Annotated in this window: 20 protein-coding genes; 14 read left to right on the forward strand and 6 right to left on the reverse strand. The window is 61.8% G+C overall.

Going from position 1 to position 22,083, the window contains the following annotated elements:
- Positions 1-364 precede the first annotated feature (364 nt).
- The 5 genes from QO231_RS09615 (at position 365) to QO231_RS09635 (ending at position 5,638) form a co-directional block, all read left to right on the forward strand.
- Positions 365-871 carry a DUF3576 domain-containing protein gene (locus tag QO231_RS09615; protein ID WP_316775537.1) on the forward strand — a complete coding sequence of 169 codons (507 nt, stop codon included), beginning with the start codon at positions 365-367 and terminating at the stop codon, positions 869-871.
- 69 nt (positions 872-940) lie between these two features.
- Positions 941-3,484, forward strand: coding sequence for a leucine--tRNA ligase (gene leuS / locus QO231_RS09620; RefSeq protein WP_316775538.1), 2,544 nt, complete (start codon positions 941-943; stop codon positions 3,482-3,484).
- Positions 3,471-3,956, forward strand: coding sequence for a hypothetical protein (locus QO231_RS09625; protein ID WP_316775540.1), 486 nt, complete (start codon positions 3,471-3,473; stop codon positions 3,954-3,956). Before leuS ends, QO231_RS09625 begins: the two co-directional genes overlap by 14 nt.
- Positions 3,953-4,981, forward strand: coding sequence for a DNA polymerase III subunit delta (holA, locus tag QO231_RS09630; RefSeq protein WP_316775542.1), 1,029 nt, complete (start codon positions 3,953-3,955; stop codon positions 4,979-4,981). Before QO231_RS09625 ends, holA begins: the two co-directional genes overlap by 4 nt.
- A gap of 63 nt (positions 4,982-5,044) precedes the next feature.
- Positions 5,045-5,638, forward strand: coding sequence for a glutathione S-transferase family protein (locus QO231_RS09635; protein WP_316775544.1), 594 nt, complete (start codon positions 5,045-5,047; stop codon positions 5,636-5,638).
- An 18-nt stretch (positions 5,639-5,656) separates the two neighbouring features.
- Here the strand turns inward: QO231_RS09635 and QO231_RS09640 are convergent, their stop codons facing one another.
- Positions 5,657-6,847, reverse strand: coding sequence for a TIGR03862 family flavoprotein (locus QO231_RS09640; RefSeq protein ID WP_316775546.1), 1,191 nt, complete (start codon positions 6,845-6,847; stop codon positions 5,657-5,659).
- Positions 6,844-8,178: a mechanosensitive ion channel family protein gene (locus tag QO231_RS09645; protein ID WP_316775548.1), complete on the reverse strand. Its 1,335-nt coding sequence runs from the start codon at positions 8,176-8,178 to the stop codon at positions 6,844-6,846. The genes QO231_RS09640 and QO231_RS09645 overlap by 4 nt, the downstream gene beginning before the upstream one ends.
- Positions 8,179-8,250: 72 nt before the next feature.
- On the opposite strand from QO231_RS09645, the gene QO231_RS09650 reads away from it, so the two are divergent.
- Positions 8,251-8,556 carry an HNH endonuclease family protein gene (locus tag QO231_RS09650; protein WP_316775550.1) on the forward strand — a complete coding sequence of 102 codons (306 nt, stop codon included), beginning with the start codon at positions 8,251-8,253 and terminating at the stop codon, positions 8,554-8,556.
- Here the strand turns inward: QO231_RS09650 and QO231_RS09655 are convergent.
- Positions 8,553-9,173, reverse strand: a complete 621-nt coding sequence (locus QO231_RS09655; RefSeq protein WP_316775552.1) for an enoyl-CoA hydratase/isomerase family protein — start codon at positions 9,171-9,173, stop codon at positions 8,553-8,555. The genes QO231_RS09650 and QO231_RS09655 overlap by 4 nt on opposite strands.
- Entirely contained in the window at positions 9,170-9,919 is a 750-nt protein-coding gene (locus tag QO231_RS09660) for an SDR family oxidoreductase (protein WP_316775553.1), read from the reverse strand. Before QO231_RS09660 ends, QO231_RS09655 begins: the two co-directional genes overlap by 4 nt.
- 125 nt (positions 9,920-10,044) lie before the next feature.
- On the opposite strand from QO231_RS09660, the gene QO231_RS09665 reads away from it, so the two are divergent.
- From QO231_RS09665 to QO231_RS09700, 8 genes are all read left to right on the forward strand, one after another.
- A complete protein-coding gene (locus QO231_RS09665; protein ID WP_316775555.1) occupies positions 10,045-11,571 on the forward strand; it encodes a DUF2125 domain-containing protein in 1,527 nt (508 codons plus the stop codon).
- A gap of 109 nt (positions 11,572-11,680) precedes the next feature.
- A complete protein-coding gene (locus QO231_RS09670) occupies positions 11,681-13,027 on the forward strand; it encodes a TldD/PmbA family protein (protein WP_316775557.1) in 1,347 nt (448 codons plus the stop codon).
- Positions 13,014-13,796 carry an inositol monophosphatase family protein gene (locus tag QO231_RS09675; RefSeq protein ID WP_316775559.1) on the forward strand — a complete coding sequence of 261 codons (783 nt, stop codon included), beginning with the start codon at positions 13,014-13,016 and terminating at the stop codon, positions 13,794-13,796. The genes QO231_RS09670 and QO231_RS09675 overlap by 14 nt, the downstream gene beginning before the upstream one ends.
- Before the next feature lie 152 nt (positions 13,797-13,948).
- Complete coding sequence (locus QO231_RS09680) at positions 13,949-15,184, forward strand: 3-deoxy-D-manno-octulosonic acid transferase (protein ID WP_316775561.1); 1,236 nt, start codon at positions 13,949-13,951, stop codon at positions 15,182-15,184.
- Complete coding sequence (lpxK, locus tag QO231_RS09685) at positions 15,171-16,169, forward strand: tetraacyldisaccharide 4'-kinase (protein ID WP_316775563.1); 999 nt, start codon at positions 15,171-15,173, stop codon at positions 16,167-16,169. Before QO231_RS09680 ends, lpxK begins: the two co-directional genes overlap by 14 nt.
- Before the next feature lie 115 nt (positions 16,170-16,284).
- Positions 16,285-17,472, forward strand: coding sequence for a glycine C-acetyltransferase (locus QO231_RS09690; RefSeq protein WP_316775565.1), 1,188 nt, complete (start codon positions 16,285-16,287; stop codon positions 17,470-17,472).
- Positions 17,469-18,506 carry an L-threonine 3-dehydrogenase gene (tdh, locus tag QO231_RS09695; protein WP_316775567.1) on the forward strand — a complete coding sequence of 346 codons (1,038 nt, stop codon included), beginning with the start codon at positions 17,469-17,471 and terminating at the stop codon, positions 18,504-18,506. The genes QO231_RS09690 and tdh overlap by 4 nt, the downstream gene beginning before the upstream one ends.
- An 86-nt stretch (positions 18,507-18,592) precedes the next feature.
- Entirely contained in the window at positions 18,593-19,555 is a 963-nt protein-coding gene (locus QO231_RS09700; RefSeq protein WP_316775569.1) for a PLP-dependent cysteine synthase family protein, read from the forward strand.
- Here the strand turns inward: QO231_RS09700 and QO231_RS09705 are convergent.
- Entirely contained in the window at positions 19,552-20,280 is a 729-nt protein-coding gene (locus tag QO231_RS09705) for a metallophosphoesterase family protein (RefSeq protein WP_316775571.1), read from the reverse strand. The genes QO231_RS09700 and QO231_RS09705 overlap by 4 nt on opposite strands.
- 128 nt (positions 20,281-20,408) lie before the next feature.
- Positions 20,409-22,007, reverse strand: a complete 1,599-nt coding sequence (serA, locus tag QO231_RS09710) for a phosphoglycerate dehydrogenase (protein WP_316775572.1) — start codon at positions 22,005-22,007, stop codon at positions 20,409-20,411.
- Positions 22,008-22,083 lie beyond the last annotated feature (76 nt).

Below are 22,083 nucleotides of genomic sequence, written 5' to 3' on the forward strand. Positions count from 1 at the left end.
CGGTGTGGGTATGAAGAGGGGTTTCGCTCTTTCGGGGTCGTTTTGGCAAGTGCTCGCAGCAGGCCCGCATCAAAGTGGTTGCGGATGGTGCAGCTTTGCCACAGTCCAAGTCGATCAAACCGGGGTCAATTCCGACCACCAATGAACGTACCACGCAGCCCTGAAGTTGTCCAAGGTCACTTGCACCATGCCCGGTCTGTCCGCGCCCTTTGCAATATTCTCTGCTGCATGCGTACTTTAGGGCACGTTCGGCCAATAAACAGAAGGCGATTTGTGGAATACATCAACCCCAAAGCGCTCTAAAGCCTTGCCCCACCTTGCCCGCTTGGGTAGGAACCTTGCCAACACTGTTCAGGATTTGACGATGAACCTCACTGGATTTTTCAAGGCGACGCTGATCATTCTGATCTGCCTGGGCCTGACTGCCTGCGGCAACCGTCGGTCGGCCACGCGCTCCGTTCCTCAGACGCCTCCTCCATCGGCGTATGAAGCAAACAGCCGCGAGACGGCAGGTTATACCGGGGCTGGTGGATCAACGATCTGGGACATCTTTGGCCCAAACAAGACGGACCAGACCGTCAACGTTAACAAGTATCTTTGGTCTGCTTCACTTGACGTCCTCTCGTTTCTGCCTGTCACCGAAGTTGATCCGTTCACCGGCGTCATCATAACCGGATATGGCAGACCCCCCGGAGGCGGCCGCTCCTATCGGGCGACCGTGCTGATTGACGATCCGGCTCTGGATGCGCGCTCGCTGAAGGTTTCCCTGCATACTCAGGGCGGCCCGGTCAGCGCCGCAACCACGCGCGCTGTCGAAGACGCCATCCTGTCCCGCGCCCGCCAGCTTCGCGTGCAAGCCAGCCGTATCTGACGCCTCTGCACACATAACTATCAGGGCGCCGGGTTCATGCCCGGCGTTTTCAGTCAAAGGACCGCTTTCATGTCGCGCTACTCCGCCGCAGAAATCGAATCAAAGTGGCAAGAGGCCTGGAACAAGGCCAACGTCTTTACCGCCAGCCACAAAACCGACCGCCCCAAGTACTATGTGCTTGAGATGTTCCCATACCCGTCTGGCCGGATTCACATGGGCCATGTGCGCAACTACACGATGGGCGACGTCATCGCGCGCTACAAGATCGCAACAGGACACAACGTGCTGCACCCGATGGGATGGGACGCATTCGGCATGCCGGCGGAAAACGCTGCCATGGCGGTTGGGGCCAATCCGCGCGACTGGACCTATCAGAACATCGCCGACATGCGGGAGCAGATGAAGCCCCTGGGCCTGTCCATCGACTGGTCACGCGAGTTCGCCACCTGTGATCCGGAGTATTACGGCCAGCAACAGGCGCTGTTTCTCGATTTCCTTCAGGCCGGCCTCGTCTATCGCAAGAACGCGCTGGTGAACTGGGATCCGGTCGACATGACCGTTCTGGCAAACGAACAGGTGATCGACGGCAAGGGCTGGCGCTCTGGTGCCGATGTGGAGCGGCGGGAACTGACCCAGTGGTTCTTCAAGATTTCCGACATGGCCGAGGAGTTGCTCGACGCACTGGACGGGCTTGACAACTGGCCCGCCAAGGTCCGGTTGATGCAGGAAAACTGGATCGGCAAGTCGCGCGGGCTTCAGATGACCTTTGCCCTGTCAGAGCCCGTACACGATCACACTGGCATCGATGTCTATACGACCCGCCCCGACACGCTCGCGGGCGCGTCCTTCATGGCGCTGTCCATCGATCACCCGCTGTCGCGCGCGCTGGAAGCGGACAACCCCGATCTCGCCGCGTTCAACGCCGCTGGCCGCAAGATGGGCACATCCGAGGTCGAACTGGAAAAGGCCGAAAAACGTGGCTTTGACACCGGGCTGACGGTACAGCACCCGCTGCACCCCGATCAGATCCTGCCGGTCTGGGTCGCCAATTTCGTGCTGATGGATTATGGAACCGGAGCGATCTTCGGTTGCCCCGCCCATGACCAGCGTGACCTTGATTTTGCACGCAAATACAACCTGAACGTGATCGACACATTCGTTGCGCTGGACGATGACAGCCGGGTCGGAAACACCGCGTTCGTGCCGCCCAAGACCGAAAAGGTTCGCTGGATCGACCAGCCCGCGGGATTGGATGTGGCCACTGGTCAAGAGGCGATAGACGCCACCATCGACTGGGCCGAAGCACAGGGGCTGGGCGCGGGCAAGACCCAGTTCCGCCTGCGCGACTGGGGCTTGTCCCGCCAGCGCTTCTGGGGCGCACCGATCCCGGTGGTACATTGCGAGACCTGCGGGCTGGTGCCCGAAAGGAAAGAAAACCTGCCTGTGCGCCTGCCCGACGATCCCAGCTTCGACAAGCCGGGCAACCCGCTCGATCATCATCCGACCTGGCGCGACTGCACCTGCCCGTCCTGTGGTGCGCCTGCCAAACGCGAAACCGACACGATGGACACCTTTGTCGATTCGTCTTGGTACTTCGCCCGCTTCACCGCGCCCCACGCCAAGACCCCGACCGATCTGGCCGAGGCCGAATACTGGATGAACGTCGACCAGTATATCGGCGGCATCGAACACGCGATCCTGCACCTGCTCTATTCCCGCTTTTTCGCACGGGCCATGAAGATCACCGGGCATCTGCCCGCCAAGGCGACCGAGCCTTTTGATGCGCTGTTCACGCAGGGCATGGTGACGCACGAGATTTACCAGACCCGCGACGCGCGGGGCCGCCCGGTCTATCATTTGCCCGAAGACATCACGGACGGCAAACTCGCCGATGGTTCCCCCGTCGAGATCATTCCCTCGGCCAAGATGTCGAAATCAAAGAAAAACGTGGTCGACCCGGTGAGCATCATCGCAGCCTTCGGCGCCGATACCGCGCGTTGGTTCGTGCTGTCTGACAGCCCACCGGAGCGTGACGTGGAGTGGACCGCCGCCGGGGCCGAGGCCGCGCACAAGCACCTTAGTCGGGTTTACCGGATCGCCGATGACATCGCCGCCTCAGACACAGGCCCGCATGCCGATGACCAGGATCTCCTGCGCGAGATGCACAAGGCCATCAATGATGTGACCTTGGGCGTCGAATCCTTTGGCTTCAATGCCGCGATTGCCCGGCTCTACGCCTTTACCAACACGCTGGCAAAGTCCAAGGCGGGCAGTGCCGCGAAACTGCGAGCGGTAAAGACATTGGCCCAGTTGATGTCCCCAATGACCCCGCACCTGAGCGAGGAAATCTGGACCCGACTTGGCGGTGATGGGCTGATCACGACCGCGCCGTGGCCGGTCGCCGATCCCGCAATGCTCGTTGATGACACGGTGACCCTGCCGATCCAGATCAACGGCAAACGCCGCGCGGAAATCAGCGTGCCCAAGGAGATGCCCAAGGACGAGGTTGAAAAAACCGCGCTGGCAGTGGACGCTGTGCAAAGGGCGCTGAACGGGGCGGTGCCGAAAAAAGTCATCGTGGTCCCCGGCCGGATCGTGAATGTCGTTGTTTGATCGACGCTCTCTCTTGCTGATGCCACTGGCGCTTGCCGCCTGTGGGTTTCAACCGGTCTATGGGCCCGGCGGTGGGGGCAAGGCGCTCTATGGCAAGGTTCGCGTCGACGCGCCGCAGGGTGTTAACACCTACTTCCTTGTGCGCCGCATGGAAGAACAGCTGGGCCGGTCCGCCGACCCGGTCTATCGTCTGTCCATGGTGCTGGAAATCGGCTTTCAGGGACAGGCAATCACCGCCTCTGGCGCAATCACATATTACAGCGTGATCGGGGCCATCAACTATGCCCTTCAAGACATCGCCAGCGCGCAGATCGTTGAAGAAGGTCGCGTGAGCAACTTCACTGGCTATTCCGCGACCGGCAACACCGTGGAAACCCTTGCGGCCCAGCGGGATGCCCGCGAACGGTTGATGGTGATTCTCGCAGATCAGGTCGTGCGCGAACTGAATGCGACAGCGGATCTTCCGTCGTGAAGCTCGGCGGGCGCGACGCGGACAGCTATTTTGCCAAGCCCGATCCGGAACGCACCGGCCTGTTGATCTATGGCGCGGATGCCATGCGCGTCGCCCTGAAACGGCAACAGGTGATCGCGGCACTGCTTGGGGATGGGGCCGAAGAAGAAATGCGCCTGACCCGCATGCCCGGTGCCGATCTGCGCGGCGATCCGGCATTGCTGTTGGATGCGGTCAAGGCGGTCGGCTTCTTTCCCGGCCTGCGCGCGGTCTTTGTCGAATCGGCCACCGATGCGGCAACCCCAGCGATCCAGACCGCTGTCGCGGACTGGCAGGCCGGCGACGCCCAGATCATCGTCACGGCCAGCCAGCTCAAGGCCAGCTCCAAGCTGCGAAAACTGTTTGAGAACCACCGTAACACCGTTGCCGTCGGCCTTTATGACGATCCGCCCAGCCGCGCCGAGGTCGAGCGCATCCTGGCCGCCGCCGGCCTGCACAAGGTGCCTGCCGACAGCATGGCAGCGCTTGTCGATCTCGCGGCGGCCCTTGGCCCGGGTGATTTTGCCAGCACCGTTGAAAAGCTGTCGATCTACAAACACGGCGATGACAGCGACCTTGGCCTTGACGATATCGCGGCCTGCGCCCCGCAATCGACAGAAGCGGCGCTGGATGACATCCTGAACGTGGTCGCCGAGCAGCGCAAGGAAGAGATCGGGCCGCTGCTCAACCGCCTGCAGGCGCAGGGCACCAACGCGGTCTCGCTCTGCATCGGGGCCACCCGGCATTTTCGCACGCTCTATACGGCTGCCGCAGACCCCGGCGGACCCGCGTCCGGAGTCGGACGGCTGCGCCCACCGGTCTATGGCCCGCGCCGCGACCGGATCATCCGCCAGGCCAAGACCTGGGGACCTGCCGAGCTGCAAAAGGCGCTGACGCGGCTCACCGATACGGATTTGCAACTGCGGTCCGCCGGACAGACCGCCCCGGCGATGGCGATCATGGAGCGCACCCTGATCTGGCTCGCCATGCGGATCAGATCACGATAACCAACCTTGACGCCAGCCGTCTGTCGAGCGCCTATGAGTCAGGATGTCATCGGGAGTTGCCACATGTACAAGGTCTATGGAATCACCGTCACGCGCACGTTTCGTGTTCTCTGGATGCTGGAAGAGTTGGGTGAGCCTTACGAGTTCATCGTCGCTCCACCGCGCAGCGATGTCATCATGGCGCTAAACCCGTCGGGCAAGATTCCGGTGTTTCAGGATGGCGACAACACCATTACCGACTCCTCTGCGATCATGACCTACCTGGCCGACAAGCACGGCAAACTGACCTTTCCCGCAGGCAGCATCGAGCGTGCCCGGCAGGATGCGCTGACCTTCATGATTCTCGACGAACTGGATGCGGTGCTCTGGACTGCGGCCCGTCACAGTTTTGCATTGCCCAAAGACAAGCGCGTGCCCGAGGTCAAACCAAGCCTGCAATGGGAATTCAAACAGAACCTCGACCGGCTGGCCGCCCGCTTTGAGGGGCCATTTCTCATGGGCGAGACCATGACGATTGCTGACATCATTGCGATCCATTGCCTGAACTGGGCCTACAGCGCAAAGTTTCCCGTCGAAAACGAGACCCTTGCAGGCTATGCCAAAACCATGCGCGAAAGAGACGCGTTCAAACGCGCTCGCGCCCTTGACGCCGCCTGATAGCGGGACGGGCGTCTGTCACCTGACTTTCGCGACCTGTGCCGCCGCGCGCCCTGCCCAACGCCCGGTGGCCAGACACGCGGTCAGCAGATAGCCTCCGGTCGGCGCGTCCCAATCCAGCATCTCTCCGGCGCAGAACACACCCGGTATTGCCCGCAACATCAGCCCGTCATCCAGAGACCTGCGCGCAACGCCCCCCGCCGTCGAGATCGCTTCATCCATCGGGCGCAAACCTGCTGTGCGCACTGGCAATGCCTTGAGCGTCGCCACCCATTTCTCTCGTGGCAGCGGTGCACCTTGCGTCATTTCGAAGAACAGCGCGAGCTTTGCAGGCGGCAAGCGCAACCCATTCCTCAACCAGTGGGACAATCGAACTTTCGCCCCCTTCGACGCCAACCGTTTCGTTAGCACCTCGGCCGTCAAATCCGGCACCAGATCAACGCTCAGCGTGGCCCCCGCGCGCAGCGCAGGCGTTAACGCGTAGACCCCGCCACCTTCCAGACCGCGCCGTGAAATTGTCGCCTCTCCGCGCGAAGACAGGTCTCCCGCCTGCCAGCGCACCGACTTCAGCGCCGCGCCCAGATGCGGTGCCATATGTGCGCTCCAGTCCAGATTGATCCCCACGTTGGATGGCGCAAACGCAGCCAGTTCCACGCCCCGCGCCGCCAGAATTTCCGCCCAGGCCCCGTCTGATCCCAACCGCGCCCAACTGGCGCCGCCCAATGCCAGAACCGTTACATCCGCTGCCAATTCCTGCAGCCCATGAGGCGTGTCAAAGCGGGCAGCGCCGCACTCTGTCCAACCGGTCCAGCGCCATCGCGTCTGCCGGGCAACGCCCAGGCCATCAAGCCGTGCGAGCCATGCGCGCAGCAACGGGCTGGCCTTCATCGCCACCGGAAACACCCGCCCGCTGCTGCCGGTGAACAGGTCTTGCCCCAGCCCGCGTGCCCAGTCCTGCACCGCCCTGGCGTCAAACTTCGCGAGCATCGGTTGCAACCAAGCGGCCGCGTCGGCATAGGCCGAATTGAACATGGACGCGGGTTCATCCTTGGTCAGGTTCAGCCCGGACTTTCCCGCCATCAGAAATTTGCGTCCGACCGATGGCTTGGCCTCGGCCACCGTCACGCGGCACCCGGCGCGTGCCAGCTCTTCCGCGGCCATCAATCCCGCCGGTCCGGTACCTATGACAAGCGCGTTGCAGTGGCTCATTCAGTCGGTGCAGGCAACCCGCCCTTCAACTCGACAACCCGATGCGGATAGGGGATTTCGATATTGTTGTCCTTGAGCGCATTCCACACCGCAAACAACACTTTGGGCGTGAACTTGTTGCGCCCATCGTCAATTCCGTTCACCCAGAATTCGACTGCGAAATCAATGCCGCTGTCGCCAAACCCGCGCAACTCGCAATCCGGGCCATCCGGCTCTTGCAACACGAACGGCAGCTTGGCCACGGCGCTCTCGATAATCTTGGGAACCTTGTTGATGTCGGTGTCATAGCTCACTGAAAACGGGGCTTCGTACCGATTGGCCGATCCGCTGTCGGAATAATTGACCACGCGCGTCGTGATGAAATCCTCGTTCGGCACCACGATCCAGCGGCCATCAAACGTTTCCAGAATGGCTGCCCGCGCGGTCATCTTGACGATGGTGCCAGCTTCGCCGCCATCCAGTTCCACATAGTCACCCACCGTGGCCTGCCCTTCGAGCAGCAGGATCACACCCGAGATGAAGTTCGACGCGATCTTTTGAAGACCGAAGCCGAGACCAACGCCAATCGCACCGCCCAGCACGGCGAGTGTCGACAGGTTCACACCCATGATGTTCATCAACAGGATAAAGGCGAGACCGAAGATCGCGATCTCTGCTGCCTTGATCGCAAGCTCGCGGGTGGCGGGACGCATCTGTTCCTGTTTCTTGAGAAACGCCGCGGACTGATCGTTGGACCATCGCCCGAACCAAAACAGCAAGCTGCCGGCAATCACCCCCCGTGCCAGGGCAATCAGCGAGAACCGGATATTGCCCAGCCCCACGGTGGTTTCGGAAAGCCACAGGCTGACATCATCCAGAAGGCCCAGGGCGTATAGGGCCGCCATGGGCAACAATACGAACCGACCGAGCGCATTGAGGAAGGGTTCGTCGATGATCTCTTTGACTAGAATGCGCGCCGCCAGGAACAGGAACACCCGTTTTCCAAACGCGATGACCTCGCCGCTGTCAAACAGCGACCGCACGACACCTTCGCCGACACCGGTAAACAGATAGGCCAAGAGCGGCAGGATCAGCGGCAGAAACGCCAGAACCGTACGTCGCGCGGTGGCAATCATGCCGTTCTGATCTTCAGGAGGTGACAGAAGCCGGGTCAGGGCCGGCCGAATCTTGCGGGTCACCAACAGGGCCACGATAAACGCCCCGACGAGCAGGGCAAACTGCGTCCACGCCGCCGGACTCAACAGCCATCCCCTGGCCAGTTCCCAACCCTGTAACCCGAGATCAACGGCCTGCCGTACGATCTCCGGTTGGTTCTCCAGATCAAAATCCATCACTCTTGCTCACACTCTTTTCGCGTACTACCCAAAGACCCTTGCCCATCTGGCGCCAAAGGATCAAGCGCGATGTCCGGTGACACGCCCCCAATATGCGCTCTGTGCGGTCGCCCCATCCCGCCCGATGTCCCGCGAAGCCAGCATCATTTGATCCCGCGGCTGCGGGGCGGCAAGGGCGGACCAACCGTCTTGCTCCACGATATCTGTCATCGCGAGATCCACGCCAGTCTGACGGAAACCGAACTCGCACGTGACTTTTCTACCGTGGACGCGCTGCGGTCTCATCCGAGGCTGGCCAGGTTCATCGCCTGGGTCCGCAAACGGCCGCCTGAATTTCGGTCGCGCGTGCCGGGAAAACGGCGCAGCAGGTCCTAATCGACGGGTTTGCCGCACAACCGGGCGATCCCCGTTGCGATGTCGGAATGTGCCGCGCAGGAATTTGCCGTCAAATCGCGGGCGGTGCCCAGCAACGCCTCCGGCTCCACGATCCGGTCGATCAGCCCGATTTGCAGGGCCTCATCCGCGAGAACCCGTTGGCCGGCCATCAGGATCAGCTTGGCGCGCGATGGACCGACAAGCGCCATCAGGCGCGCGGGATCCGAGGGTTGCGGCAGAAAGCCCAGCTTCATCACCGGGTAAAAGAACTTGGCACCGGGCACCGCGATGCGCAGGTCGCAGGCCAGCGCCATGCCCATCGCCCCCCCGGCCAACGTCCCGTTCAGCGCGGCAACGGTAAGACAGGGCAAGCGCGCGATCGCGCCTGACAGACGCTCCCAAACCTCCGATTTGGCCAATCCCGCGCGGGCTTCGTCGAGATCCGCACCGGCACTGAACACCTTTCCGGTGCCGGTCAGGATCAGCGCGCGCGCTTCGGTCGCGGACTCGGCGATCCCCGCAAGTTCGGCGAGCATGTCACCCGTCAGCGAGTTGGCTTTGTCCGGTCGATTGATCGTGACCGTCCAGAGGCCGTCATCGCGCATCAGTTCGATCATGCCAGGCCGACCCGCTTGAGAATGCCTTCGTCACGCAGGGAAATCTCGGAGCCGATGAACTCGTCCGCATCCGGTGAACACATCCACAGCAACGTGCGGGCGGGCCAGTCCGGCGGAACATGATCTTCCCAGTCAAGCTGGCTGACCGGGTTGATGCCGCTGGCCTTGATCTCGCGCTGCATCTGGGTCGCCACGGTGCCCGGCGACAGGCCCATCGCACGGATACCCGCCGCGCGGTTTTCCTTGTCGGCACAACGGGTCAGCATCGCCGCCCCGGCCTTGGACGCACAATAGTGGCTCCACGCCTCGATCGGACTGTGTGCCGCGCCTGAACTTATGGTGAGAATACTGCCGCCGCCGGATTGGGTCATCACCGGCAGAGCAGCGCGCATACCATAGAAAACACCCTTGAGGTTGATATCCACGACCTGCCCCCAGTCGGCGGGGTCTGCGGTTGCCAGATGTGAGATCGGTTCGACCACACCGGCGTTGTTGATCAGCACGTCCAGCCCGCCAAAACGCTCCAGACAGGCCTGGACGGCGGCGTCGACCTGGGCAAAATCGCTGACATCGCAGACCATGCCAAAGGCTCGTTCGCCCAAATCGGCGGCGAGGCTTTCGACAGTTGAAGCGCTGCGCGCCACCAGACCGACATTGGCCCCGGCCAGCGCAAAGACCCGCGCCGCTTCCGCACCGATACCGCGACTGGCACCGGTGATCAGTACCGTCTTTCCCGTCATGTCCATCTGCACGATCCTTCACAATGCTGCACGGTCTCGTGGTAATGCCACGAATTGATCGGGTCCACCCCTTGACGCCCGATTGCCAAGCGCAGACGATGCGCCGAAATTTTCCTTGGAAGGGTTTACCCATGACCGCTCGTTTCACGCGGGGCCTCGGCGCCGCTGTTGTCTATGTTCTCGTGAGCCAGGCCGCCAATGCGGATATGATGGCCGGTGATGTCTGGAAAGACTGGCAAGACTACCTCGCGTCCAACGGATACTCCGTAACCGGCGACGAACAGAGTACCGGCGGCAGCCTGACCATCAGCGATGTCCTGATCTCGATGCCGATTCCCGACACCGAGGGTTCATTTGCGATCACGATGGACAACCTGACTTTCACAGAAAACGGCGATGGAACAGTCGACATCGCAATGCCGGACACGATTCCGTTGTCGTTTGACGCCCGGGCCGAAGGCGAAGAGCCGGTGTCGGGTGTTCTGAACATTGCCCAAAGCGACACCGCCATGACCGCCTCGGGAAGCCCCGGTGATGTTACCTATGTGTATGCGTCGCAGCGGGTCTCGATGGAACTGGCGTCGCTGACCGTTAACAACGAACCAATGCCCGCATCGATGTTGCAGATGTTGGTGACGATGGACAAGGTCGAGTCGATGAATCGGCTGCTGACAGGTGATCTGCGGAGCTTCAGCCAGCAGATGTCGGCGGATACGTTGACCTATGATATCGCGTTTGATGACCCGAATTCCGAAGACATGGGCAGCGTCAAGGGCGCAATGCAGGATATCCGCACCGACAGCACAGGCGCGATGCCGCTCGAAATGGACCCCGCCGATTTCAACGCCACGCTCGAGGCCGGGTTCGCGGTAGATGCCACGCTGTCCTATAGTGCTGGCAACGCGAACATTCTGGGCGTCGGCGATGGAGAGACCTTTGCCTTTGACAGCTCTTCGCAAGGCGGCAAATTGGTGGTCAAGATGGATGAGAACCACATCGCCTATGATGTGAAACAGGAACAAACGTCGATCACGATGAAAGGCGGGGAGCTGCCCGTACCGGTCGAGATCGCGGCGGCCCTGTCGGCGTTCAATTTCAGCATGCCGATCCAAAAGTCAGATGATGATCAGGATTTTGCATTCGGTCTCAACCTGAGCGAATTCACCATGTCCGATGTGCTGTGGTCAATGATCGACCCGGCGGCCCAGTTGCCCCGCGATCCGGCCACCGTCGTCTTGGATGCCGTCGGCAAGGGAAGGATGCTCTTCAACCTGCTCGACCCGGAAGAGGCCGCGCTGATTGATCAGTCGGGCACTCCACCGGCAGAGATCAGCGCATTGACCATCAACAAGCTGCTCGTCTCACTGGTTGGCGCCAGCCTCTCGGGCACAGGCGATTTCACCTTTGACAATACGGACACCACCACGATGGATGGCTTTCCCAAGCCTACCGGCTATCTCGATCTGAAACTGGTCGGGGCCAACGCGCTGCTTGACAAGCTCAGCAGCATGGGCCTTATCGCCGACGAGGAAGCCATGGGCGCACGCATGATGATGGGGCTGCTTGCCGTACCGGGCGATGAGCCCGACACGCTGAACTCCAAGATCGAAATCAACGATCAGGGGCACATCATGGCCAACGGTCAGCGCATTCAGTAGGCGCGGCAGGCGGGCGGTTCTTTCAGGGTCGCCGGCCACCTCTTGCAGGCCATCGCCAGTGGGGATACCTGCTGGCGTGACCTGTGGCCTCAACCCGGAGAGACAGCACATGCCCGACTCTTTGCAAGACCTTGCCGATGCCTTGCTGCGCGCCGGGCGCGATGCCGGAGCCGATGCTGCCGAGGCGCTCATGGTTCGGGGCGCGTCGCTCTCCATCGACGTACGCAATGGAACGCTTGAGATGGCCGAGCGATCCGAGGCAACGGATCTGGGGCTTCGGGTGTTCATCGGCCAGCGCTCGGCCATCACCTCTGCCTCGGACAGCAGCGCCACCACCATCGCAGCGATGGCCGAACGCGCCGTCGCAATGGCCCGCGAAGCGCCCCAAGACCCTCATGCGGGGCTTGCGGAGCCGGGGCAGATCGCACAGGACTGGGACGTCGCAGCACTCGAACTGGCCGATTCCACACCCGAACCGGACCCCGCCACGCTGGAACAGGACGCATTGGCCGCCGAGGCCGCAGGGCGCGCGGTCGCAGGCGTGGCGCAGGTGCAGTCCGCAAACGCCGCATACGGCGCGCAAACGCTGCACATGGCATCGAGCAACGGATTTTCCGGCGGCTACAGTCGCACCAGCCGGTCAATCAGCTGTGTCGCCATCGCCGGTACCGGCACGGATATGGAACGCGACTACGATGGCGATGCGCGGATATTCCAGTCCGACCTGCGCAGCGCAGGCGAAATCGGACGGGTTGCCGGCGAGCGCGCAGTTGAACGGCTGAGCGCGCGCAAACCCGCCACCGGCAGCTATCCGGTTCTGTTCGACGAACGCATCGCGGCGTCGCTCATCGGGCATCTGTTGTCCGCCGCCAATGGCGCTGCCGTCGCGCGTGGCTCTTCCTGGCTGCAGGATTGCCTGGGCGAACCGGTCCTGCCGGACCATTTGTCGGTTATCGAAGACCCACACCGTGCGCGCGCCTCCGGGTCGCGGCCCTTTGACGGCGAGGGTCTGCCCACCGCCCGCCGCGCCATAGTGGAAAACGGCGTGCTGACGGGCTGGTCTCTGGATCTTTCCAGCGCCCGCAAGCTGGACATGACACCGACCGGAAACGCCGCGCGTAGCGTGTCGTCACCACCGTCACCCGCAAACTGGAACATCGCACTGACACCGGGCGAGCAGAGCCGGGCAGACCTGATTGCCTCCATGGGGACGGGATTGCTTGTGACCTCGATGATCGGCAGCACCATCAACCCGAATACCGGTGACTATTCACGCGGAGCCTCGGGCTTCTGGATAGAGAATGGTGAGATCACCTATCCGGTCAACGAATGTACGATCGCCGGCAACCTGCGCGACATGTTGCGCCGGATCATCCCGGCAAACGATGCACGCCCCTGGCTGTCGCGCGTGGTTCCGTCTCTGCTGATCGAAGGGATGACCCTTGCTGGCGACTGATCTGGAACTGCTGATTGACGCTGCACGGGCGGCGGGCAAGATCGCGATGACCTATACCGGCCCCCAAACGCGCCGCTGGGACAAACCGGACGGGACCGGCCCCGTGACCGAGGCGGATCTCGCCGTCAACGACCTGCTGCACGATAGGTTGCGCACTGCACGGCCGGACTATGGCTGGCTCTCCGAAGAGTCCGAGGACAACGATGACCGGCTGTCGCGCGAGCGTGTGTTCATCGTAGACCCTATCGACGGAACGCGCAGCTTTGCCGAAGGCAGTTCGACCTGGGCGCATGCGATTGCAGTGGCTGAACGCGGGATCGTGACCGCCGGCGTGATCTATCTGCCAATGCGGGACCTCATGTATGTCGCGGCCACGGGCCAGGGCGCGACCGTCAATGGCAAACCGCTGGAACCGTCGCGGACCCGTGATCTGAACACCGCCGCGATTCTGGCCAACCGGCCCAGCATGCTGGCGGCCAACTGGCGGGGCGGCGCAGTCCCGAAGTTCACGCGCGCCTATCGCCCCTCGCTGGCCTATCGCATGGCAACGGTCGCCGAAGGGCGCTTTGACGGCATGATCACCCTTCACCCCTGCTGGGAATGGGATGTCGCAGCGGGGGACTTGATCCTGCGCGAGGCAGGGGCGCTTTGCACCGACAAGACCGGCGCACCGCCTCTATTCAATAACGCGCATCCTACGATCAACGGGCTGGTTGCCGGCGGGCAGGATATGCACGGCCTGCTCTGCGCGGCGTTGCGCCCTTCCTGAAGCGCCCTTGCCTTGACGCGCGTCACGCATCGCGTAGGCTAGAGCGGTTCCTGATACTGCGCTTGCGCAAAGGATATTGACTATGATCCAACGCCTTCGTCCTGTGTCACGCGGCACAGCGGTCGCTTGATCCGAACTGCCGGGCTGTTGCCATGAACCGTTCGCTCGGTCTCGCGGCCTATCGCGCCTTTGCGCGGCGTCAGCCTTTCAATGCATCCGCGCAACAGCCTCCGCGCCCACGGGGCGAACTGATCTGGGCGCACGCCACAAACGAACAGCGCTATTCCGCGCTCTGTGATCTCAGCCTGCGCCTGCGCATCATGCGTCCGGATCTGCATTTGCTTATCACCATCGAACACGCCCGGTTCGATCCGTTACCGGCACCGCAGAACGGCTGTGATCACATCGTGTCCCTCGACTCCGACCACCCAGGCACCGCCCAGGGGTTTCTTGAGCACTGGCAACCCGATCTGTGCCTGTGGACAGGCGGCCACCTGATGCCCAACCTGATCGCGGCAGCATCCGAGGCCAAGTTGCCGATGATCCTTCTGGATGTCGGCGAATCCGATTTCCCGGCGCGGCGATACAACTGGCTTCCCGATTTGACGGGAGCCAGCCTCGCCTGTTTTGACACCATCCTCGCGAATACCGATACCGCCGCGCAGATGATCCGGAACGTCGGTGTTGCGGATGCCCAGATCCGCGTCGCAGCGCGCCTTCGCAGCTGTGCCACGCCACCGCTCTGCTCGGATGATGAACTCGCGGAGGTGACCAACGAAATCTCCGGGCGTCCGGTCTGGCTCGCGGCGCATGTGGCCGAGGCGGAGTTTGACGCCGTGCTCGACGCGCATCGCGCCGCACTCAGGCTTCTGCATCGGCTCTTGCTGGTTCTCGTGACCCATGCCGATGCGGATGCAGAGGCACTGAAGCGCGGGATCGTCACCCGGAACATGCGCAGCGCCGACTGGGACACCGGTGATACGATTGACGACAATACCCAGATCGTCCTGTCCCGTGATGCGGACAATCTTGGCCTGTGGTATCGTCTTGCCCCGCTGACGTTCATGGCGAACTCTCTAACACCCGGAGCAAGCGGCAATTCACCGCTGGACGCCGCCGCCCTGGGGTCTGCGGTCCTTTATGGCAGCCACGTTACCGGCCATATGGAAACCTACGCGCGGTTGGCTGCGGCAGGTGCAGCGCGTACGGTCCATGATAGCGAGTCGCTGGGCAGCGCGGTTGTTCAACTGGCCGCGCCCGACCAGGCGGCAACGATGGCGCTGTCCGGATGGAAGGTTGTCACCGAAGGCGCGCACATGACCGATGAACTGGTCGACATGATCCTTGATCAATTGGACAGAGGCCGGGCAAATCATGCGCCAACCTGATTTCTGGTTCACGGGACCAGACAGCCCTGACTGGCGCTCGCGCTTGCTGTCACCTTTGGGGCATCTCTATGCGACCATCACTGCCCGACGCGTGGCGCGCGGTACGGCTTGTCGTCCCGGTGTGCCGGTGATCTGTGTCGGCAATTTGAACGCCGGCGGCACCGGCAAGACCCCGACGGTAATCTGGGTGGTCGAACAGCTGCGCAATGCCGGGCACGATCCCTTTGTGGTGACTCGGGGGTATGGCGGCCGATTGACTGGACCGGTCTCCGTCGACCCCTCGATCCATTCCGCAGCCGACACCGGCGATGAGCCATTGCTGCTCGCCGCCTTTGCGCAGGTCTGGGTGGCGAACGACCGGGCTGCCGGCGCACAGGCCGCCGCCCGGGCGGGAGCCAGCGTCATCGTGCTTGATGACGGATTTCAGAACGCTGCGGTCGCCAAGGATCTTTCGATCATCGTGGTGGATGCGGCCCAGGGCTTTGGCAATGGGCGCTGCCTGCCTGCGGGCCCGCTGCGGGAACCCGTGACAGAGGGATTGCGGCGCGCCGATCTGGTTCTGTCGCTGGGCGACAAGACTGCGCAGGCGAAATTCGCAAAGGACTGGTCCAATGCGTTGAACGTCCCGCACGTGACAGGTGTAGTTGAACCATTGCAGACTGGTATGGACTGGGCCGGCACCCCGGTTCTTGCCTTTGCCGGGATCGGCGCGCCGGAAAAGTTCTTTGCCACGCTGCGCAACCTCGGAGCTGACCTGCGCCGATGCGAACCGCTGGACGATCATCAGCCGCTGACCCCCGCTCTCATGTCACGAATGGAGACCGAGGCGCGGTCCCTGGGAGCGCAGTTGGTCACCACCGAAAAGGATGCTGTGCGTTTGCCCCCAGCCTTCAGAAGCAAGGTGATCACCCTGCCCGTCCGCTTGCGGATAGATCCCGCAGACGATGTGATTTCGGAATTTCTCAGGGTCGCCCCGCCGCCATGACGCCGAAAATCCCAGGACATTCCAGCTTTGCGGATCTTTTTCCGATATAACAAATTCTTCTATTTCGGAATATCATCCGCTATGATAGAAACGCGACTCGAACGGAGGTCCCACCATGTCCCAAGCATTCCTGTCCCATATCTCGGCAACACTCGACCAGATCGAAGCCGAAGGCATGACCAAGCGCGAGCGCCTGATCACCTCGCCCCAAGGCGGTGAAATCGACGTCGGCGACCGGCACGTCATCAATCTCTGCGCCAACAACTACCTTGGGCTGGCTGACCATCCCAACCTGATCTCGGCCGCGCGTGCAGCCATGGAACCGCGCGGGTTTGGAATGGCCAGTGTGCGGTTCATCTGCGGCACGCAAGACCTCCATCGCGATCTGGAAAAGCGGCTGGCCGGATTTCTGGAAACCGACGACTCGATCCTGTTTGCCGCTTGCTTCGATGCCAATGGCGGTGTTTTTGAGCCCCTGCTCGGCCCCGAGGACGCGGTGATTTCCGATGCGCTGAACCATGCCTCGATCATCGATGGGATACGCCTCTGCAAGGCCAAACGCTATCGATATGCCAATTCGGATATGGCCGATCTCGAAGCACAGCTGCAATCGGCACGCGAAAACGGGGCGCGCCATATCATGATCGCCACTGACGGGGTGTTCAGCATGGATGGCTATCTCGCCAAGCTGCCGGAAATTCGCGCGCTCGCCGACCGCTATGACGCGATTCTGATGGTTGATGATTGCCACGCGACGGGTTTCATGGGGCCAAACGGGGCAGGAATGCCCGACCATTTCGGCATCCACGCCGATATCATGACTGGCACGCTGGGCAAGGCGCTTGGCGGTGCCATCGGTGGTTATGTCGCCGGACCCCAGCCGGTGATCGACCTGCTCCGCCAGCGCGCGCGACCCTACCTGTTTTCAAACTCGCTGCCCCCCGCCATCGTCGCCGCCGGGATCGAAGCAATCCGGCTGATCGAAAACGGTGCCGACCTGCGCGCGCGCCTGTTTGAAAACGCCCGCTACTGGCGGGCAGGCCTTGAAAAGCTGGGCTTTGATCTGTTGCCCGGCGAGCACCCGATTGTTCCGGTGATGCTGGGTGACGCGCAGTTGGCGCAGGACATGGCCGCCCGCCTGTTTGACGAAGGGGTCTATGTCTCGGGCTTTTTCTTTCCGGTTGTACCGCGCGGACAGGCCCGCATCCGCACACAGATGAACGCGGCGCTGACGCAGAATGAGTTGGATCGCGCGCTGAACGCCTTTGAAACCGTGGGCAAGGCCTTGGGAGTTATCAAATGAAAAACACGATGAAAGCACTGGAAAAGTCCCAATCGGCAGAAGGGCTTTGGCTGATCGATGCGCCGGTGCCCAAAATCGGCCCCGATGACGTGCTGATCCGGATCAACAAGACCGGCATTTGCGGCACCGATGTCCATATCTGGAACTGGGACGAATGGGCGGAAAAGACCGTGCCGGTGCCGCTGGTCACCGGCCATGAATTTGCCGGAGAGATTGTCGAAATCGGCCGCGATGTCGAGGATCTCGAGATCGGCCAACGCTGCAGCGGCGAAGGCCACCTGATCGGCCATCACTCGCGACAGGTACGGGCGGGCAAGTTTCACCTTGACCCCGAGACCCGTGGCATCGGCGTTAACGAGCAGGGCGCATTTGCGCAATACCTGCGCCTTCCGGCGTTCAACGTCGTGCCTTTGCCCGAGGAGATCAGCGACGATATCGGTGCCATTCTCGATCCGTTGGGCAACGCGGTGCACACGGCGCTGAGCTTTGATCTGGTGGGCGAGGATGTGTTGATCACCGGGGCCGGGCCGATTGGGATCATGGCCGCGGCGGTGGCGCGGCACGTGGGGGCCCGTCATGTCGCGATTACCGATATCAATCAGGCGCGCCTCGATCTGGCGGCAAAGGTCGCCGACGTCGTGCCGGTGAACGTCGCGACCGAAGAACTTGACGCCGTGATCAAACGGTTGGGCATGAAGCAGGGCTTTGACGTGGGCATGGAAATGTCGGGCAAACAACGGGCGCTCGACCAGATGATCGAAGCGATGACTATGGGTGGGCGGATCGCGATGCTGGGTATTCCGCCGGGCAAATCCCCGGTCGACTGGTCCCGCATCGTGTTCAAGGCGATCACCATCAAGGGTGTCTATGGCCGCGAAATCTTTGAAACCTGGTACAAGATGATCGCCATGCTGCAAAACGGGCTTGATGTGAGCGGCGTGATTACGCATCGGTTTGCCGCAGTTGATTTTGCCGATGGCTTTGCCGCGATGAAATCAGGGCAAAGCGGCAAGGTCGTGCTGGACTGGACGTGATCAGGGGGCGCTGCCCCCTCCGGTGAAAATCGGGGATTTTCACCGTTCACCCCCGGAGTATTTTTCCAAAGATGAAGGGCGCAGGAATGGCTGGAGCATCGATCGTCGATGTAATCGGGCGCACGCCGTCGGTCTGGCTGGACCGGATGGTCGAGGCACGCGGGCTGGACGGACGCATTCTGGCCAAACTCGATTACCTCAATCCGGGGTTCTCCAAGAAGGACCGTGCCGCGCGTGGAATCATCGAAATCGCGCGCGCGGATGGGTCCCTCGCGGCTGGGCAAACCGTGGTGGAACTGACCAGCGGCAATATGGGCACCGGGTTGGCGATCGTCTGCAGCGTTCTGGGTCACCCGTTTGTCGCGGTGATGAGTCGGGGAAACTCGCCGGAACGGGCACGCATGATGACCGCGCTTGGCGCAGAGGTCGTATTGGTCGATCAGGCACCTGACAGCGTTCCGGGCGAGGTATCGGGCGCGGACCTGGCATTGGTCGAGGACGCAGCGCAGCGCATTGCCGCCAGTCGCGGGGCGTTTCGCGCCAATCAGTTCGCCCATTCCGGCAATGCGCAGGCGCATTTTGACACGACGGGCCCGGAGCTTTGGGCCGATAGCGACTGCAGCCTGACTGCTTTCGCGGATTTCGCCGGCTCCGGCGGCACCTTCGGCGGCACGATGAAAGCGTTACGGCAACGCAATCCGATGCTGCGTGGCTATGTCGTCGAACCCGAAGGTGCTGCGGCCCTGGCCGGACATGCGGTCACACAACCCGGACATCCGATTCAAGGCGGCGGCTATGCCATGTCCGATCTGTCCCTGTTGGATCCCGATCTCGTCCACGGATATCTGACAATCAGCGGCCAGGAGGCGCGGGAAACCACCCGGGCGCTGGCGCGGGAAGAGGGAATTTTTGCTGGATACTCGGCCGGAGCAAACGTCGCTGCGGCGCTGCGGCTGCTGGCGGGGTCGGACTCCGGTGGTCGGATCGGCGTCGTCATTTGTGACAGCGGGCTGAAATACCTGTCAACGGATCTCTGGGATGCGATCTAGGGCGTCAAGCGTACCCGGCCGCCTGTGCTTAACAGCCAGCAATCGGTGCCCTCAAACACCGCAGGAACAATAGGTCGGCCATATCCTGCACCGCCATCCAGATCTACCCGATTGCCAAAGTGAAACGGAATTTCGAGCGCCGTGTGCCCATGCACCACCAGCCACGGGTGGGGGTCGGTGTATTTCAGAAACGGATCGCGAATCCAGATCAGATCATCCTCGACCTGATCTTGCAACGGCACGCCGGGCGCGATGCCAGCGTGCACGAACAACACCTCTCCGCGTTGAAGATAGAGCGGCAGGTTGCTCACATAGTCCAGGTGCGAATGTGGAACTGCGCTCTGCGCCTCGGCGAACAGACGGAACGACGAAGTGTCCGACTCGACATCGACACCATAGGAGGCAAGTGTCGCAGCACCGCCCAGCCGGGGGTTGAGCCAGCCGATCCCGGACAGGATACGTTTGTCGTTCTCCTCGGCTTCGCTGACAAAGCGGGCGAACATGCGGTCATGGTTGCCTTTGATCACATGCCAGTTTTTCGCGGCGGCCTGACCATCCATCAGGCGCTCTATCACGCTTCGGCTCTTGGGGCCGCGATCCACCAGATCTCCCAGAAACACGATTTCGGCATCCTCGCCGCCATCTGCCGAAATCAGGTCGAGCGCGGCTTCGAGGTAATCGAGTTGGCCATGAATGTCGCCTACGGCGTAGATCGGTTGGGTCATATCCGTGGGCTAGCGCAGCTTGCGGGCAATGAAAAGCAGAGAGTCCGGCACCGTGATCTGAAAGCTATGATGCCGCCCGCTCGGACAAGCGGTCGGCATCATGTTGGTACCGCCTGCGCAGCGCGTGATCAGTCCACGTCAAATTCCAGCGGCTTGATCTGACGGAACATGCCGGTGCTGGCGAGCTTTTCGCGTACCGGTGCCGGCACCTCGGCGTCCACATACAAGAGCGCAATCGCTTCGCCGCCCTTGTCGGAGCGCCCAAGCGTAAAGTTCGCGATGTTCACGCCGTTCTCGCCCATGGTCTGCCCCAGCGTCCCGATGATGCCGGGAACGTCAGCGTTGGTGGTATAGAGCATATGCGCCCCGATTTCGGCATCAATATTGATACCCTTGATCTGGATAAAGCGCGGTTTGCCATCGGAAAACACCGTTCCGGCGATCGAGCGTTCCCGCTTCTCGGTCACCACGGTCACCTTGATATACCCGTCAAACGCGCCGGACTTGTCCTGGTTTGTCGTGCTGATCTTGATGCCGCGCTCCTTGGCCACAACCGGCGCGCTGACCATGTTCACATCCGGGTTGGCCTTTTTCATGATCCCGGCCACGACTGCACAGTTCAGCGCATCGAGGTTCATCTGCGCGACGGTGCCATCATACAGGATGTTGATCGCCTTGATCGGTTCATCCGTCATCTGGCCGATGAAGGCTCCCAGATGCCCGGCCAGCTTGACCCATGGGCCCATGACCTTGGCCTCTTCGGCGGTGACCGACGGCATGTTCAACGCGTTGCTCACAGCCCCGGTCAGGAGATAGTCGGACATCTGCTCGGCCACTTGCAAGGCGACGTTTTCCTGTGCTTCGGTGGTTGCGGCACCCAGATGCGGGGTGCAGACCACGTTGGGCAAACCGAACAGCGGGTTTTCGGTGGCGGGTTCCTTGGAGAACACGTCAAATGCGGCACCAGCGACATGGCCCGACTTCAACATCTCGGCCAGCGCCTCTTCGTCAACCAGCCCACCGCGCGCGCAGTTGATGATGCGCACGCCCTTCCTGGTCTTGGCCAGGTTCTCAGCCGACAGGATGTTGCGGGTGGTATCCGTCAACGGCACATGCAACGTGATGAAATCGGCGCGCGCCAAAAGCTCGTCGAGTTCGACCTTTTCGACGCCCATTTTCTGCGCTTTATCCTCGCTCAGGAACGGATCATAGGCGACAACTTTCATTTTCAGACCACGTGCCCGGTCACAGACGATGCCACCGATATTGCCCGCCCCGATGACGCCCAGGGTCTTGCTGGTCAGTTCAACCCCCATGAATTTGGACTTTTCCCATTTGCCGGCATGGGTGCTGGCCGATGCCTCGGGGATCTGGCGCGCCACGGCGAACATCATCGCAATGGCGTGTTCGGCGGTGGTGATCATGTTGCCAAACGGCGTGTTCATCACGATCACACCTTTCTTGGACGCCGCGTCCTTGTCGACGTTATCGGTGCCGATCCCGGCACGGCCTACTACCCGCAACTTGCCCGCATGGCGCAGGATGGATTCTGTCACCTTGGTGGCGCTGCGGATGGCAAGGCCGTCATATTGGCCGATCACCTCGGCGAGCTTGTCCTTGTCCTTGCCCAGATCGGGCTCGAAATCTACGTCTATCCCGCGATCGCGAAAGATCTGCACGGCGGTCGGGGACAGTTTGTCAGAGACGAGTACTTTGGGTTTTGTCATTGTCTGCCTGTTCCGGATCACGCCCGGAACCTCCTGCTAGAAGATTTGGAATGGTCAGCCCCGGGTCGTGCCCGGA

Origin of the sequence: Sedimentitalea todarodis (assembly GCF_032595355.1) — a bacterium.
Lineage (GTDB): Bacteria > Pseudomonadota > Alphaproteobacteria > Rhodobacterales > Rhodobacteraceae > Sedimentitalea > Sedimentitalea todarodis.